Source organism: Pseudomonas sp. LAP_36, assembly GCF_019456785.1.
In the GTDB taxonomy this organism is placed as follows: Bacteria; Pseudomonadota; Gammaproteobacteria; order Pseudomonadales; family Pseudomonadaceae; genus Aquipseudomonas; species Aquipseudomonas tritici.
The window spans coordinates 87,112-102,308 of the sequence record NZ_JAHZMS010000004.1 but is presented as its reverse complement, the minus strand read 5'-3'; the positions used below and the strand labels follow the sequence as shown (position 1 = coordinate 102,308).

The 15,197-nt window shown below is 60.3% G+C and carries 14 protein-coding genes; 2 read left to right on the top strand and 12 right to left on the bottom strand.

Annotated elements, in window-relative coordinates; all coding sequences use genetic code 11:
- Positions 1–127: 127 nt before the first annotated feature.
- The 7 genes from JBO08_RS15205 to JBO08_RS15175 form a co-directional block, all read right to left on the bottom strand.
- Positions 128–595 carry a translation initiation factor 2 gene (locus JBO08_RS15205; protein WP_065873944.1) on the bottom strand — a complete coding sequence of 156 codons (468 nt, stop codon included), beginning with the start codon at positions 593–595 and terminating at the stop codon, positions 128–130.
- Between the two features lie 104 nt (positions 596–699).
- Entirely contained in the window at positions 700–2,139 is a 1,440-nt protein-coding gene (locus JBO08_RS15200) for a PLP-dependent aminotransferase family protein (RefSeq protein ID WP_049711953.1), read from the bottom strand.
- Positions 2,140–2,426: 287 nt separating this feature from the next.
- Positions 2,427–3,242, bottom strand: a complete 816-nt coding sequence (locus JBO08_RS15195; protein WP_065873945.1) for an OmpA family protein — start codon at positions 3,240–3,242, stop codon at positions 2,427–2,429.
- A complete protein-coding gene (locus JBO08_RS15190; RefSeq protein WP_049711951.1) occupies positions 3,239–3,601 on the bottom strand; it encodes a DUF4398 domain-containing protein in 363 nt (120 codons plus the stop codon). The genes JBO08_RS15195 and JBO08_RS15190 overlap by 4 nt, the downstream gene beginning before the upstream one ends.
- A 9-nt stretch (positions 3,602–3,610) precedes the next feature.
- Positions 3,611–4,426, bottom strand: coding sequence for an ABC transporter substrate-binding protein (locus JBO08_RS15185; RefSeq protein WP_065873946.1), 816 nt, complete (start codon positions 4,424–4,426; stop codon positions 3,611–3,613).
- Between the two features lie 85 nt (positions 4,427–4,511).
- Entirely contained in the window at positions 4,512–5,441 is a 930-nt protein-coding gene (locus JBO08_RS15180) for an electron transfer flavoprotein subunit alpha/FixB family protein (protein WP_065873947.1), read from the bottom strand.
- Between the two features lie 2 nt (positions 5,442–5,443).
- Positions 5,444–6,193 (bottom strand): electron transfer flavoprotein subunit beta/FixA family protein, encoded by a 750-nt coding sequence (locus JBO08_RS15175; RefSeq protein WP_032887429.1) that lies wholly within the window; start codon positions 6,191–6,193, stop codon positions 5,444–5,446.
- A gap of 506 nt (positions 6,194–6,699) precedes the next feature.
- Between JBO08_RS15175 and JBO08_RS15170 the strand changes: the two genes are divergently transcribed.
- On the top strand, positions 6,700–8,364 hold the full coding sequence (locus tag JBO08_RS15170) for an electron transfer flavoprotein-ubiquinone oxidoreductase (RefSeq protein WP_220074834.1): 1,665 nt from the start codon (positions 6,700–6,702) through the stop codon (positions 8,362–8,364).
- A 117-nt stretch (positions 8,365–8,481) separates the two neighbouring features.
- Here JBO08_RS15170 and JBO08_RS15165 read toward each other — a convergent pair whose 3' ends face one another.
- Positions 8,482–9,375: an AraC family transcriptional regulator gene (locus tag JBO08_RS15165; RefSeq protein WP_049711947.1), complete on the bottom strand. Its 894-nt coding sequence runs from the start codon at positions 9,373–9,375 to the stop codon at positions 8,482–8,484.
- Between the two features lie 182 nt (positions 9,376–9,557).
- Between JBO08_RS15165 and JBO08_RS15160 the strand changes: the two genes are divergently transcribed.
- Positions 9,558–10,610, top strand: coding sequence for an NAD(P)-dependent alcohol dehydrogenase (locus JBO08_RS15160; RefSeq protein WP_065873949.1), 1,053 nt, complete (start codon positions 9,558–9,560; stop codon positions 10,608–10,610).
- Positions 10,611–10,723: 113 nt separating this feature from the next.
- Here JBO08_RS15160 and JBO08_RS15155 read toward each other — a convergent pair whose 3' ends face one another.
- From JBO08_RS15155 to JBO08_RS15140, 4 genes are all read right to left on the bottom strand, one after another.
- Positions 10,724–11,527, bottom strand: coding sequence for an IclR family transcriptional regulator (locus JBO08_RS15155; protein WP_220074835.1), 804 nt, complete (start codon positions 11,525–11,527; stop codon positions 10,724–10,726).
- 187 nt (positions 11,528–11,714) lie between these two features.
- A complete protein-coding gene (gene araH / locus JBO08_RS15150; RefSeq protein ID WP_065874020.1) occupies positions 11,715–12,680 on the bottom strand; it encodes an L-arabinose ABC transporter permease AraH in 966 nt (321 codons plus the stop codon).
- A 17-nt stretch (positions 12,681–12,697) separates the two neighbouring features.
- On the bottom strand, positions 12,698–14,197 hold the full coding sequence (gene araG / locus JBO08_RS15145; protein WP_065873951.1) for an L-arabinose ABC transporter ATP-binding protein AraG: 1,500 nt from the start codon (positions 14,195–14,197) through the stop codon (positions 12,698–12,700).
- A complete protein-coding gene (locus tag JBO08_RS15140) occupies positions 14,194–15,174 on the bottom strand; it encodes a substrate-binding domain-containing protein (RefSeq protein WP_049711944.1) in 981 nt (326 codons plus the stop codon). The genes araG and JBO08_RS15140 overlap by 4 nt, the downstream gene beginning before the upstream one ends.
- Positions 15,175–15,197 lie beyond the last annotated feature (23 nt).

Genomic DNA, 15,197 nt, shown 5'->3' with positions numbered 1-15,197 from the left:
CGGGCTAGAGTACGCCCTTAAACAGCCGTTTTAAAATGGTCTAACAGGGGTTTTTCGCGGAAAACAAAAGTGACTGGCCAGTCTGCGACAGATGGTCGAAGGGCGGCGTCACGTGTGTGGGAAAAGTTTACTGCTTGAACTCGAATTCCAACGCTGCGCCTTCCACTTCACGCCGCTCTTCATTGCGCAACTGCAGCTTCATCTCATTGCTGAGCAGGCGGCCGTTGATCTGGAATGCACTGTTGTCGGTGGGCTTCTCGCCAAACATCGGCGGCAGCAAGGGCACGCTTTTAGGCTTGGCCATGGTGCCAATGGGCTGAAGGTGCCTGACCATGTCCGTTGGCAATGACAGATCCAACTGTGCCGGTGGCAATTGTGTCTGCGCCACTTCACGGGACGATTTGGATCGACTTGCCGCACGTTTTTTGGCCGCAGCACTTTGCTTCTTCACGGCGGGGGCTTTCTTGGCGGGGGTCTTCTGTTCCGAACTGGCAGCGGGCTTGGTTTCGCTCACAGGTGCTGCCGCCAGCGCGGTGCTGACGTTGCACAGGCTTAACAGGCCAATCACACAAACAGCGCGAAAAATCGAGGTCATATTGCCTACAGCATTAACGGCAGAGGGCCATATGCTCGCTTGTTGTGCGCGGCATGACAAGTGCGCTGATTAGCGCGCTATAGGATTTTTCCCGTTTGTGCGCGTCAAAGGCCGGCTGCCGTTTCCTGGCAAAGCTGGCTGGCAAGCATCCCCAGCGTCATCAGCGCCCGCTCTGCCTCACGGTTCCAGGGCGTACCGCAGTTGAGGCGAATACAGTGATTGAACTGCTCGGTATTACTGAAGATCAGGCCTGGTGCAATGCTGATGCCCTGTTGCAGTGCGCGTACATGCAGTTCCTGGGTATTGACCCGTCCGGGCAAACTGACCCACAAAATGAAGCCGCCGGTCGGGCGGGTCATCTGCGTGCCTTCCGGGAAATATTGCTGCACCGCGAGCTGGAACGCGCTGAGATTCTTGCGGTACTCCTGGCGTATATAGCGCAGGTGCCGATCGTAGCCGCCGTTTTCCAGGTAGGCCGCAACGCCCATCTGGGTGACGCTGCACGCCGAGTGAGTACTGAACATTTGCAGGCGCTGCAGCTCCTGCTGGTATTTGCCGGCGATCATCCAGCCGATGCGCACACCGGGGGACAGCGTCTTCGAAAAGCTCGAGCAATAGATAACTCGGTCGAGGCGGTCATAGGCTTTCAGGGCCTTGGTGCGGCCCAGTTCGAACATCAGCTCGCCGTAGATATCGTCCTCGACGATCTGGATATCGAAATCCGAAGCCAGGCGCAGCAACTGTTTCTGACGTTCCTCGGGCATGGTGCCGCCCAAGGGGTTGCTCAGGCGCGTGGTCAACACCAGCGCTTTGATCGACCATTGGTTGGCCGCCAGTTGCAGGGCTTCCAGGCTCATGCCGGTGGATGGGTCGCTGGGGATCTCGATGACCTTGAGCCCCAGCAAGTCAGCCAACTGCAGCAAGCCGTAATAGGTTGGCGATTCAGCGGCAATCAAGTCGCCAGGCCGTGTCAGCACCCGCAGTGACATCTGCAACGCATCGACACACCCGTGGGTGATCACAACTTCGGAAGGGTCCACCACCACACCCGCATCGCGCATACGGATCGCCACCTGGCGGCGAAGCGGCTCGAAGCCGGGGCTGAACATGTAACTGAACGCCCGCGGGCTCTGGAAGCGCGTGACCTTGGCCAACTGCTGGTGCAATGCGCGTACCGGCAGGTAGTCCACGCTGGGCACAGCAGCGCCCAATGGGAACACGCCTTCGCGCCGCGACTCGCCCAATACCTGCTGGATGATACTGCTGCGGGTGACCAACCCTGGGCGTTCGACCCGTGCGATGTCGGGCGTCGGCGCGGTGAGCGCTGGTGTCTGGTGCACGTAATAACCGGATTGCGGCCGCGCCCGGATCAGCCCCTGGTCTTCCAGGTTGGCGTAGGCCTGCAACACCGTGGCGTGGCTCACGTTCAACTGCGAGCTCATCTTGCGCACCGAAGGCACGCGCTCGCCCGGTTGATAGACACCGCGCCGGATATCTTCGGCCAGTTGCTGGGCGATACGTTGGTAAAGCAACAGATTGGTCATGACGCAGCACTCGATTTCACGGGTATTTTATTTTTGTGTGAAACATACCGGCACAGTTTAGAAGTGTACGGGGACAGTTGCCACAATAGTCGAGCGAGGGCGGGAGTGACAGTAAAAACTGTAAGGGTGGTGACAGGAATTTCAGGCATAAAAAAACCGATCATGGATCGGTGCACTCCCTGTGGGAGCTGGCTTGCCTGCGATTGCATCGCCTCGGTATGCCTCAGAAACCGCGTTGCCCGCATCGCAGGCAAGCCAGCTCCCACATTTTGACTGGTGCCAGACGCCTAGCGAGCGGCGCCCAATTGGCCCTTCTCGTCCGAGAAGACGATCTCTACCCGACGGTTCTGCGCCCTGCCCCGCTCGGAAGCATTGGCCTCCACCGGGAACTGGTCACCATAACCTTCAACCTGGATGCGCTTTTCGTCGATACCCAGGTCCACCAGCACATCCGCCACCGACTGCGCACGGTCGCGGGACAGTTTCAGATTTTCCCGCTCACCGCCCGTGTTGTCGGCATAACCCTCGATGCGCACCACGCGCTTGGGGTTCAATTGCAGGAACTGTACGATTTTCAGCACAGTGCGGTTGGCCGAGTTTTTCAGTTCTGCCACACCGGTATCGAACAGCACGTCGCCCAACGTCATCACCAGGCCGCGATCGGTCTGGGTGGTGGCCAGGCTGGCGATCTGTTCTTCGAGCCACTTGCCCTGCTGCTGCACGCTGATCAGCTTGCTTTCACGCAGGGCCAGTTGCAGGCGCTGGCGTTCCAGCTCCAGCTTGGCGGCGCGCTCTTCGTTGAGCGCCTGCTCGGTGTGCTCACGGGCAATGGCGCTGTAGCGCTGGCTCAGGTAGGCGTAATGCACGACGTCGGAGCCGCTGCCCCAGTAACTGGACAAGCGGTCGGCACGGGCCAGGGATTCACCGGCACGGATCACGTCCTTAGGGGCGATGCGCAATACATTGGCGTCTTCCTTGACCTTCTGGAAGTCAGTGCCCGCCTGTTGCAAGGCCTGTTCGCTATCGGGATGGCTGGCGCAACCGCCCAGCACGGCAGTGCCCAGCAGCACGGCACCACTCAAACCGCGGATCATCGGGCTCATTGGGCTTCCCCCAACTGCAATTGCTTGCGCAGGCGGGTGATACGGGTGTTGAGCACGTTCAGTTGTTCCTGGCTCTTGCGCGTCAGCACCTTGGCTTCGGCCAGGCGTGCGTCCAGCTCGGCTTGCTCGAAACGCATACGCGCGTTTTTGTAGGATTCGTCGGCCATGCTCGACTTGGCTCGGGCGAATTTAGCTTCGGCCAATTTCAATTCAGGCGATTCATCCGCGTTGGCACCCACGGCACTGGCTTGCTCCAAGGCTTGCTGGGTCAGGCGCATTTGTTCATTCGGCGCAGGATCGGCTGCACATCCCGCCAGAGCGACAACGGCGAGGGCCGCGAAAAGAGGTCGAAGAGTCACTGAAAATCCCTACTTTGTTGGGGTGCCGACGGGTTGCTGCAATTGTGCTTTCCAGCGCTCCAGATTGCGCTGCAGCGCCGCTTCCGCCACACCGGACGTCGGCAATTCTGTCATCTTTTTAGCAAGCTGTCCGCGCAACCACGGATCATTGCAGGCCGAGTTGTGTGAAATCGCCAGGTACAGGCCCGGCTGATCGATCGGCACATCGCGGGCGACCAGGTCGTTGCTCATGCCCAAGGTCTGCGCCATGGCCATGCCGGGATAACGCCCGGCGAGCACATAGTCCACCTCGCCCAGCAGCAGTTTCTGAAACGCTGGCGTCAGGGATGGCAGGCGTTGCAAGGTCAATTGCTGGCCGGCGAAGGTCTCGAAGCCCGCGCTGAGGCGCGCCCGCTCGGACACGGCGCCCTTGTGCCCATGCAGATCGGCGGCTGTGGTGTAGGCCAGCGCCGAATCCTTGCGCGTCCAGACCAGATAGTCGAGCTGCACCAGCGCCGGGTGGATGTAGTCGAGGGTTTCCAGCTCACCCAGGTTCAGCGGCGCATCGGCGAGGATGTCCATGCGCCCACTGCGCACTTCATCCAGGGCCAGGGAACGCTTGCCGCCGTAGAGCAGGTCGATTTTTAACCCGAGGTCCTTGCCCACTTGTTGCAACACATCGGCGGTGGCGCCGATCAGGTGCGTGGGGTCCTGCGGGTCGCGCCAGAGCAAAGGGGGTGTGTCCGGGCTGCCGGTGATCACCAGGCGATCGCATTTGCCCGCCGCCAGCGACAGCGTCGGCAGCAGCGTGAGGCCCAGCAAAACGCTCCAGGGGCGCAGTTCCATGGCGAAGCTCTCCGATGTTCAAAAAAGGGGCCGCAAAAAAAAGCCCGGTCATAAGACCGGGCTCTTTATAAGTGAAGCGACTGGATTAGACCAGCTTCTCCAACTCAGGTACGGCTTCGAACAAGTCCGCCACCAGGCCGTAATCAGCCACCTGGAAGATCGGTGCTTCTTCGTCCTTGTTGATCGCGACGATTACTTTGGAGTCTTTCATACCGGCCAAGTGCTGGATCGCGCCAGAAATACCGACGGCGATGTACAGCTGTGGCGCAACGATTTTGCCGGTCTGGCCGACCTGCATATCGTTGGGTACGAAACCTGCGTCGACGGCCGCGCGGGAAGCGCCGACCGCAGCACCCAGCTTGTCAGCCAGGGCGTACAGGTGCTTGAAGTTGTCACCGTTCTGCATGCCACGCCCGCCCGAAACGACGATCTTGGCAGCGGTCAGCTCAGGACGATCCGACTTGGCCAGCTCTTCGCCAACAAAGCTGGAAGTACCAGCGTCGTGGGCAGCCGCAACAGCTTCAACGGCAGCCGAACCACCTTCGGCGGCAACCGGGTCGAAACCGGTGGCACGTACGGTGATGACTTTTACCGAAGCAGTCGATTGCACGGTGGCAATGGCGTTACCGGCGTAGATCGGGCGCTTGAAGGTGTCGGCGCTTTCGACCGAGATGATCTCGGAGATCTGGTCGACGTCCAGCTGCGCGGCAACGCGTGGCAGGATGTTTTTGCCGTTGGAGGTCGCGGCAGCCAGAATGTGGCTGTAGCCAGCGCCCAGCTCAGCTACCAGCGGCGCGACGTTTTCCGGCAGTTGATGAGCGTAGGCCGCGTTGTCGGCGACCAGTACTTTGCTCACACCGGCGATTTTCGCAGCGGCTTCAGCCACGGCGCCAGCGCCCTGGCCGGCAACCAGTACGTGAATGTCGCCACCGATTTTAGCGGCGGCAGCCACGGTGTTCAGGGTGGCCGGAGCCAGCACCTTGTTATCGTGTTCGGCGATTACGAGGATAGTCATGATCAGATCACCTTCGCTTCGTTTTTCAGTTTCTCGACCAGTTCAGCCACCGACTTGACCTTGATGCCTGCGCTGCGAGCAGCCGGCGCTTCAACTTTTACGGTCTTGTTGGTGGAGGCGGTGGAAACGCCCAAAGCGTCAGGCGTCAGCACTTCGAGAGGCTTCTTCTTGGCTTTCATGATGTTTGGCAGGGACGCGTAGCGCGGCTCGTTCAAACGCAGGTCGGTGGTCACGATGGCCGGCAGTTTCAGCGAAACGGTCTGTGCGCCGCCGTCGATTTCACGGGTTACAGCTACGCTGTCGCCGCTTACTTCGACTTTCGACGCGAAGGTGCCCTGGCCGTAACCGGTCAGTGCAGCCAGCATCTGGCCGGTCTGGTTGTTGTCGCTGTCGATGGCTTGTTTACCAAGGATCACCAGCTGAGGCTGTTCCTTGTCGACAACGGCCTTGAGCAACTTGGCCACGGCCAGGGAGGTCAGGTCTTCAGCGGACTCGACCAGGATAGCGCGGTCGGCGCCCAGTGCCAGAGCGGTACGCAGCTGCTCTTGAGCAGTGGTAGGACCGATGGAAACCACGACGATTTCAGTCGCCACGCCTTTCTCTTTCAGGCGGACGGCTTCTTCCACAGCGATTTCGCAGAAAGGGTTCATCGACATTTTGACGTTAGCAAGGTCGACGCCGGAATTGTCCGCCTTGACGCGAACTTTCACGTTGTAATCGACAACGCGTTTGACAGCTACAAGAACCTTCATGGATTCCTCGTTACTCTCCGGTGAAAAGAAAGTCGCCTAGGCGAACCTGGCGGTTGATGCTCATCGGCACACAAGGGCACCTCCAAAAACCTCGGCGAGTGACCTGGCTCACGGGAAATGATGACCGTTCGTCAGTGGTGACTGAGAGGTCATTCTTTATCGCAGCGTGTAAACTGCGCGCCAAAGTTTGGGCACGCGTCACCTGTCTTGCTTTTGGACGTGCTCTTGAAACCTGCAGTCTGCCTACGGTAAGCGCGAAACCGACCGTATATTGACCGGAACACCTATTCTGGTCAATACGGCAAAATAGCCAGTCATAAGCCGCGCCTCTTTGATTTTCCTAGCCTGCGGGCAATTCAAACAAACGTTTGTATTGGACGCTAGCAGTGGTCTATATATAATGCGCCACCTAGAGAGAAAGGTGGGTCCGGCCCTCGCGCCAGACGACACCGAACCTCCACCCATTAGAAAAAAAAGCCTGTTGAGCCTTGAGTAGGAGATAGCCTGTGGAACGCGAATACATGGAATTCGACGTGGTCATCGTCGGCGCTGGCCCGGCGGGCCTGTCTGCCGCCTGCCGACTGAAGCAGAAGGCCGCCGAAGCCGGTAAGGAAATCAGCGTCTGCGTGGTTGAAAAAGGCTCCGAAGTCGGCGCACACATCCTCTCCGGTGCCGTGTTTGAACCACGCGCCCTGAACGAACTGTTCCCGGACTGGAAAGCACTCGGTGCCCCGCTCAACACCCCCGTGGTGCGCGATGACATTTATGTACTGCGCAGCCCGGACGCTTCCACCAAGGTGCCTGACTTCTTTGTGCCCAAGACCATGCACAACGAAGGCAACTACATCATCTCCCTGGGCAACCTGTGCCGCTGGCTCGCCCAGCAGGCCGAGAACCTGGGCGTGGAAGTCTACCCAGGCTTCGCCGCCCAGGAAGCGCTGTTCGACGAGAACGGCGTGGTGCGCGGGATTATCACCGGTGACCTCGGCGTCGACCGCGAAGGCAATCCAAAAGAAGGCGTATACACCCCGGGTATGGAGCTGCGTGGCAAATACACGCTGTTCGCCGAAGGCTGCCGTGGCCACATCGGCAAGCAACTGATCGAACGTTTCAACCTGGCCAGCGATGCCGACGCCCAGCACTACGGCATCGGCCTGAAGGAAATCTGGGAGATCGACCCGGCCAAGCATCAGCCAGGCCTGGTGGTGCACACCGCCGGCTGGCCGCTGGACATCATGGGCAACGAGAACACCGGTGGCTCGTTCCTTTATCACCTGGAAAACAACCAGGTGGTTGTCGGCCTGATTGTCGACCTGTCTTACAGCAATACCTTTCTGTCGCCGTTCGATGAGTTCCAGCGCCTCAAGCATCACCCGGTGCTTGCCCAGTACCTGGAAGGTGGCAAGCGCATCAGCTACGGCGCCCGTGCCTTGGCCAAAGGCGGTATCAATTCGCTGCCGAAGATGATCTTCAGGGGCGGCGCACTGATCGGTTGCGACCTGGGCACCATGAACGTGGCCAAGATCAAAGGCAGCCACACCGCGATGAAGTCCGGCATGCTCGCCGCCGACGCCGTGGCCGATCGCCTGTTTGCCGACTCCGAGGGCGGTGATGAACTGACCGGGTACGTCGACAGCTTCAAAGCCAGCTGGCTTTACGAAGAACTGTTCGCCAGCCGTAACTTCGGCCCGGCGATGCACAAGTTCGGCCCGATCATCGGCGCGGGCTTCAACTGGTTCGACCAGAACATCCTCGGCGGCAAAATGCCGTTCACCCTGCACGACACCAAGCCGGACTACGCCTGCCTCAAGCTGGCCAAGGACAGCAAGAAGATCGACTACCCGAAACCCGACGGCAAGCTGAGCTTCGACAAGCTGAGCTCGGTGTTCATCTCTGGCACCAACCATGAAGAAGAGCAGCCGTGCCACTTGAAGTTGAAAGACCCGAGCATCCCGATCGGCACCAACCTGCCGCTCTACGATGAACCGGCGCAGCGCTATTGCCCGGCGGGTGTGTATGAGGTGATCACCCAGGAAGACGGCGAGAAGCGCTTCCAGATCAACGCCCAGAACTGTGTGCACTGCAAGACCTGTGACATCAAGGACCCTTCGCAGAACATTACCTGGGTGACGCCGGAAGGCGCGGGTGGGCCGACTTATCCGAATATGTAAGTCAGCGGCTTGAAAAACGAGGCCCTCATTGCGAGGGCCTTTTTTTGTGCTCGACTCGGTCAAAATGTGGGCGCTGGCTTGCCTGCTCCCACATTGACCGGGTTGAATCACTAAGATTTATGCAGCCCGCTCTTCACCAGGATTGCGCTCGAAGTAGCGCTTATATTCCCGGCTGAACTGCGACGTACTCTGATACCCCACGCTATGCGCCGCCTGCGCCACCCCCATCCCTTCCACCAGCAGCAACTGCTGGGCCTTGAGCAAGCGTAAACGCTTCAGGTACTGCACCGGCGACAACAGCGTGCAGCGCTTGAAGTGCTCATGAAACGTCGACGCGCTCATGTGCGCATAGCCCGCCAGCGTCTCGATATTCAGCGGCTCGGCGTAATGCGCATGCAGGTGATTCAGTGACGTGGCAATTCGCGAGAACTGCCCTTGCTGTTCGACCAGCGCACGCAGCACATCGGCCTGCGGCCCGCGCAACGCGGTGAACAATAACTCGCGCACCCGCGCCGGACCCATGATCCGGCTTTCCAGCGGATCGTGCAGGCACTGCAACAGCCGTTCGACACACCCGCGCATGGCATCATCGAGCACCACCGAACTCATCGACTCCAGCGTCTGCGCCGTCGGCGGCGGCCCGGCCTGAATGCCCATGGCCATCACCAGTTCGCCCAGCACCACGCGATCAATCCCCACCGTCACCCCCAAAAGCGGTGCATCCGGCGCCATGGCAAACGTCTCGCACTCGAACGGCACCGGCATCGCCTGGATCAGGTAATGCCCGGCGCCATACTCCAGCGTACGCGGGCCCAGGTAGGCGACCTTGCTGCCCTGGGCCACAAACATCAGGCTCGGCTCATAGATCTGCGGGCCGCGCGCCACGTCGCAACTGGCGCGCAGCACCTGCACGCCGGGCAGGTGGGTGGGAGAAAAACCGTCACGCGGCGTGAGGCCTTCAATCAGGGAAACCAGCGTGGCGTTGGCGTCGAGATGGCGAGTCAACAACATGGCAAAAAACTTCGCGAAAAAGGGATGAGAACATCATCGCAGGTCTGGCGACACAAAAATCCAATCAGGGGGCACTCCCGGACGAATAGGCATGAGACTCGGAGCAATCACCATGGCCGCATCAAGGCCCGGTGCGGAAAATGCGCGGCCTCTCCTGTCATTGCTTTTGCGAGGTTTCCCCCATGTACACCGCCATCGGTTACGCCGCCCAGTCGGCCACCACTCCCCTCGCCCCCATGTCCTTTCAGCGCCGCAGCCCACGCGTGGATGACGTGGCTATCGAGATCCTGTACTGCGGCGTGTGCCACTCCGATATCCACCAGGCGCGCAACGAATGGGGCATCGCCGTGTACCCGCTGATGCCGGGCCACGAGATTGTCGGCAAGGTCACCGCTGTTGGCGCCAACGTCACCGCACACAAAGTCGGCGACCTGGTCGGCGTGGGCTGCATGGTCGATTCGTGCCGTCATTGCGATGCGTGCAAAGCCGACCTGGAGCAATATTGCCTCGAAGGTCCAACCATGACCTACGCCACCCCGGACCGCGTCGACGGCAGCAACACCATGGGCGGCTACTCGGACAGCATTGTGGTCAGCGAGCACTTCGTGGTGAAGATCCCGGCCAAGCTCGACCTGGCCAGCGCCGCGCCGATCCTGTGCGCCGGCGTCACCATGTATTCGCCGATCAAGCACTACGGCATCAAGGCCGGCGACAAAGTGGGTGTACTGGGCATGGGCGGCCTGGGCCATATGGGCATCAAGCTGGCCAAGGCGATTGGCGCGGAAGTGACCTTGTTCACCCGCTCCGCGAGCAAGGCCGAAGAAGGCCGTCGCCAGGGTGCCGATCACGTGATCGTGTCCACCGATGCCGAGCAGATGAAAGCCGCCGCCGGGCACTTCGACTTCCTGCTGGACACCATCCCGGTGCAGCACGACCTCAACCCCTACCTCGACGTATTGCGCTTTGACGGCGTGCACATCCTGGTCGGCCTGATCGAACCGGTCGACCCGCCGGTCAACGCCGCCAAGCTGATCATGGGCCGTAAAGTGCTGGCTGGTTCGTTGATCGGTGGCATTGCCGAAACCCAGGAGGTCCTGGATTTCTGCGCCGAGCACGGCATCAGCTGTGACATCGAGATGCTCGATATCCGCCATATCAACGAAGCCTACAGCCGCATGATCGCCGGCGATGTGAAGTACCGCTTTGTCATCGACATGGCGACCCTGAAGGTCTAACCAAGCGACGCTCGCCCGTAGCCGCTGTCGAGCCTTGGCGAGGCTGCGTCTGAGGTGTGTCAGGTACACCGCTGACGCAGCCTCGCCAAGGCTCGACAGCTGCTACGGGCGGGTCAGGTTTTGGCGCCCAATTCTGCGGAGAGGCGCGCTGCAACTTGTTTGATCACAGGAATCAGCTCGGCCATTTTCTCCAGCGGCATGTACGGCACGGTACTGGCGATGCTGATGCCGGCGACGATTCGCCGGCTGGCATCGCGCACCGGTGCGGCCACGCAACGGATCGACGGTTCGTTGTCTTCCAGATCGAACGCATAACCGCCCACCACGTATTCACGCATGCGCTGCTCGAACTGCGCCCAGGACTGCTCCGGGTGCTGCGGCCACTGCTGGTTCCTGCCGCCCTCCGGCAAGCTGGCTTCGTAGAGACGCCGCCATTCCTCAGCCGAGTCATCCAGCAACATCGCCTTGCCAACGCCGGTGCGTGCCAACGGCATGCGATGGCCGACCCGCGAACGCATTTCCGGGCCGTAGCGGCCAGGGTTCTTGTGCAGATAAAGCACGTCGTCGTATTCGCGAATGGCCAGGTGGATGGTGTCACCGGTCAGCGCCGACAGCTCGTCCAGGTACGGGATGGCCAAGGTCACCAATGGCAGTTCTTCCCGCGCCTGGAAACCCAGCTCGATCAACTTCGGCCCCAATAGGTAACCAACCTGTGGCACTACGCGCAGGTAACGCTCATCCACCAGGCAACTGGCCAGGCGGTGGGTGGTGCTGCGGGTGGTGCCGATGCGCCGGGCGATCTCTTTCAGATCCCGCGCACCGGCCGCCACTGCCTGTACCACGCCAAGGCCACGCAGCAGGGTCTGGGTGCCGGTGGGGGCGGTGTCTTTGGCGGGGGTGTGGGCGTTTTCCTGCATATCGGGCCTATTGGGAAGTACGAAAACGGCGCCATTATGGCAAATACCATCCTCCAGAACAGAGGAGATCCATTGTGGGAGCTGGCTTGCCTGCGATGAGGGAGTGTCAGCCTACAAATTGACTGACTGACACGCCCTCATCGCAGGCAAGCCAGCTCCCACATTTTGATCTTCACATGGCAGGACGTCAGCGTTGCTTCATGCGGTCGATGATCACCGCCAGCAACAGGATCGAACCCCGGATCACATACTGGTAAAACGTATCGATGTTTTTGAGGTTCATCGCATTCTCGATGATCGCCAGAATCAACACCCCGGCAATCACATGGCGGATCATGCCAATGCCGCCGCTCAGCGACACCCCGCCCAGCACACAGGCAGAAATCACCGTCAGCTCAAACCCCTGGCCGATCATTGGCTGGCCTGAGGTCATGCGCGACGCGAGAATCACCCCGGCCAAGGCGCCAATCAAACCATGCACGGCAAAGATGATGATCTTGGTCCGGTCAACGTTTACCCCCGCCAGCAACGCGGCTTCCTGGTTACCGCCGATAGCCATGGTGTTGCGCCCGTAGGTGGTGTAGTTGAGCAGCCAGCCGAAGAACATAAAGCACAGCACGGTGATGATGATCGGCACTGGCACACCCAGCAGTTGGCCGTTGCCGAAGACGAAGAAGTCTTCGTTCATCACGCCGACCGCCTTGCCGTTGGAGAAGATGTACGCCAGGCCGCGCACGATCTGCATGGTCGCCAACGTCGCGATCAACGCGTTGATGCGCAGCTTGGCGATGACGATGCCGTTGATCAGCCCTACCACCAGGCCCATGGCCAAGGCCGCCGATACGCCAAGGACCACGCTGTCGGTGTCACGAATCACAATGCCCGCGACCACGCCGGCACAGGCGATCACCGAGCCCACCGACAAGTCGAAGTGGCCCGACGCCAGGCAGAACAGCATGGTGCACGCCGCAATGCCCACCGTAGAAATCGCCAGGCCCAGCCCGCGCATGTTCAGCGGAGAAAGGAAGTTGTCGATAAACAGCGCGCTGAGCACAAAGATGCCGAGTGCTGCCAACAGCATCACCCAATCGTCCAGGAACTTACGCTGGTTGAAACCCGGCCAGAAGCCCTTTGCAGTTTTTATCTCAGACATCATTCACCTCGAAATCTTCAAGCCCGCGAACGCGGGAGCGCCAGTTGCAACAGCCGTGCTTCATCCGCCTGATCGCGGGCCACTTCGCCGGTCAGGGCGCCTTCACTCATCACCAGGATGCGGTCGGAAATCCCCATGACTTCCATCAGGTCGCTGGACACCACAATCACCGCGATGCCACTGGCTGCCAAGTTATGGATGATCTGGTAGATCTCCGATTTGGCGCCGATATCGATGCCCCGGGTCGGCTCATCCAGCAGCAGCACTTTCATCGGCATCGACAGCCAGCGGCCGAGAATGGCCTTCTGCTGATTGCCACCGGACAGGTACATGATTTTCTGTTCGGCGTTAGGCGTTTTGACCTTCATGGCCTTGATTTGCTGGTCGGCGTTGCGCGTTTCCCAGCCGTCGCGCAGCAGCCAGCCAAAGGCGGAATGGGCACCGCGTGCGCTGATATTGATGTTCTCGGCGACGCTGGACAGCGGAATGATGCCTTCCTTCTTGCGGTCTTCCGGGCATAGCAGCACGCCGGCGGCGATGGCATCGCGCGGTGAGCGCAGTTGCAGTTTTTCGCCGCACAATTCCAGGTGCCCTGCGGTCGTACGCGTTAATCCGCTTAAAAGCCGAAACAGCTCGGTACGCCCTGCCCCCACCAGCCCGAACAGGCCGAGAATCTCGCCCTTGTGGACTTGGAAACTGACCGGCTCACGCAGCCCTGGACCGAGCAGCCCCTGAACCTTGAGTGCCACTTCGCCGCGTTCACGCGCACGGTAGTCGTAGATATCCTGGATATCGCGACCGACCATGCAGGTCACCAACTGGTCGTGGGTCAGCGCGCTCATGTCATCAAAGGTGCGCACGTAGCGGCCGTCCTTGAACACCGTGACCGCGTTGCAGATGCGGAATACTTCTTCCATGCGGTGCGACACGTAGAGCACCACTTTGCCCTCATCGCGCAGCCGCGTGATGATCGCCATCAAGCGGTCGATCTCCCGCGCCGACAGGCTGCTGGTGGGTTCATCAAACGCGATCACATGCGCACCACGGGACAACGCCTTGGCGATTTCTACCAGTTGGCGCTGCCCCAGGGACAGGCGGCCGAGCTTTTCATCCGGGTCGATTTCATCCGCCAGCCCCTTGAGGCAAGCCAACGCCTGCTGGCGCAACTGGCGGCGGTTGACCACACCAAAGCGCGTCGGCAAATGCCCAAGGAACAGGTTCTCGGCCACGGTCATTTCCGGCACCAGATGCAGCTCCTGGTGGATCACCGCCACGCCGCTGGCGATGCTGTCGGCCGCGCACTTGAAGGCCATGGTCTGCTCGCCGATTTGCAGCGTGCCGCTGTTGGGGATGTAGGCACCACCGAGAATTTTCAGCAGCGTCGACTTGCCCGCGCCGTTCTCGCCCATCAGCGCGTGCACCTCGCGCGGCCGCGCTTCAAAGCTGATCTGCGCCAGGGCCTTGACCCCAGGAAACTCCTTGCCGATGCCGTTGAAGCGCAAGGCCGCGCCGGTCATTTCCACAGCCCGATTTTGGTCAGTTCTTCCTGGAAGTTGGCGCGGGTGATCAAGGTTACTTCGTCCATGGCGGTGTATTTCGCCGGTTCCTTGCCGGTGGTGACCCACTCGTACATCGCCAGCGCGGTGTTGTAGCCCTCAATGTGCGGGCTGGGCAGCATCGAGCCAAAGAAGCCGCTGTCGGCTTTCTTCAATTCGCCGATGGCGTCAGTGCCATTGATGCCGATGCCGATCACGTTGGCCGCCTTGAAGCCAGCGCTTTCGGTGGCGCGCACGCCGCCCAGTACGGTGTTGTCGTTCATGCCGCCGATGATCAGGTTTTTCGCGCCGCTGGGCAGCTTGACCAGGGCTGAGTTGGTGGCGTCCATGCTGCCGGGAACATCAAGGGTCTTGAGAGCAGCGGTCAGGATGTGGTCTTTGGGAATACCCGCCTCTTCAAGGGATTTGATCGAACCGTCGGTGCGTTTTTTGCCGGTGTCGAGTTCGTTATAGGTGTTGATCACAGCGTAGGTTTCTTTCCAGTCCCAGCCGCGTTTCTTCGCTTCGGCGGCCATGGCGGCGCCCTGCTTCTGGCCGACTTCAAAGGCGGCCATGCCCAGGTACGGCACGTCTTCCATGAAGTTGCCCTTGGCGTCGACAAAGCGATCATCCACCGCCATCACCTTCAAGCCGTTGACCTTGGCCTTGGCGACGATGGCCGGGCCCAGGGAGACGTCCGGCGGGCAGATCACAAAGCCCTTGGCGCCATTGGCGGCCAGGCTGTCGATGGCCGAGAGGGTTTTCTCGCCATCCGGTACGGCGATCTTGATCACGGTAAAACCGTGTTCCTTACCGGCTTTTTCGGCGAAGGCCCATTCGGTCTGGAACCAGGGTTCTTCAGCCTGCTTGACCAGAAAGCCGATCTTCACTTCCTCGGCAAGTGCCACGCCGCTGAACGCCATCGCAAGCGCTACTGCGCCTAGAGTCTTCTTGAACATGAGCTACCTCTTGTTGTTATTGA

What these genes read in the sequence shown, in the direction of transcription:
- JBO08_RS15175 (WP_032887429.1), bottom strand. Translation starts at nt 6,193, where the DNA reads ATGAAGGTTCTTGTAGCTGTCAAACGCGTTGTCGATTACAACGTGAAA.
- JBO08_RS15165 (WP_049711947.1), bottom strand. Translation starts at nt 9,375, where the DNA reads ATGTTGTTGACTCGCCATCTCGACGCCAACGCCACGCTGGTTTCCCTG.
- JBO08_RS15155 (WP_220074835.1), bottom strand. Translation starts at nt 11,527, where the DNA reads ATGCAGGAAAACGCCCACACCCCCGCCAAAGACACCGCCCCCACCGGC.
- araG (WP_065873951.1), bottom strand. Translation starts at nt 14,197, where the DNA reads ATGACCGGCGCGGCCTTGCGCTTCAACGGCATCGGCAAGGAGTTTCCT.
- JBO08_RS15160 (WP_065873949.1), top strand. Translation starts at nt 9,558, where the DNA reads ATGTACACCGCCATCGGTTACGCCGCCCAGTCGGCCACCACTCCCCTC.
- araH (WP_065874020.1), bottom strand. Translation starts at nt 12,680, where the DNA reads ATGTCTGAGATAAAAACTGCAAAGGGCTTCTGGCCGGGTTTCAACCAG.
- JBO08_RS15185 (WP_065873946.1), bottom strand. Translation starts at nt 4,426, where the DNA reads ATGGAACTGCGCCCCTGGAGCGTTTTGCTGGGCCTCACGCTGCTGCCG.
- JBO08_RS15140 (WP_049711944.1), bottom strand. Translation starts at nt 15,174, where the DNA reads ATGTTCAAGAAGACTCTAGGCGCAGTAGCGCTTGCGATGGCGTTCAGC.
- JBO08_RS15180 (WP_065873947.1), bottom strand. Translation starts at nt 5,441, where the DNA reads ATGACTATCCTCGTAATCGCCGAACACGATAACAAGGTGCTGGCTCCG.
- JBO08_RS15200 (WP_049711953.1), bottom strand. Translation starts at nt 2,139, where the DNA reads ATGACCAATCTGTTGCTTTACCAACGTATCGCCCAGCAACTGGCCGAA.
- JBO08_RS15205 (WP_065873944.1), bottom strand. Translation starts at nt 595, where the DNA reads ATGACCTCGATTTTTCGCGCTGTTTGTGTGATTGGCCTGTTAAGCCTG.
- JBO08_RS15195 (WP_065873945.1), bottom strand. Translation starts at nt 3,242, where the DNA reads ATGAGCCCGATGATCCGCGGTTTGAGTGGTGCCGTGCTGCTGGGCACT.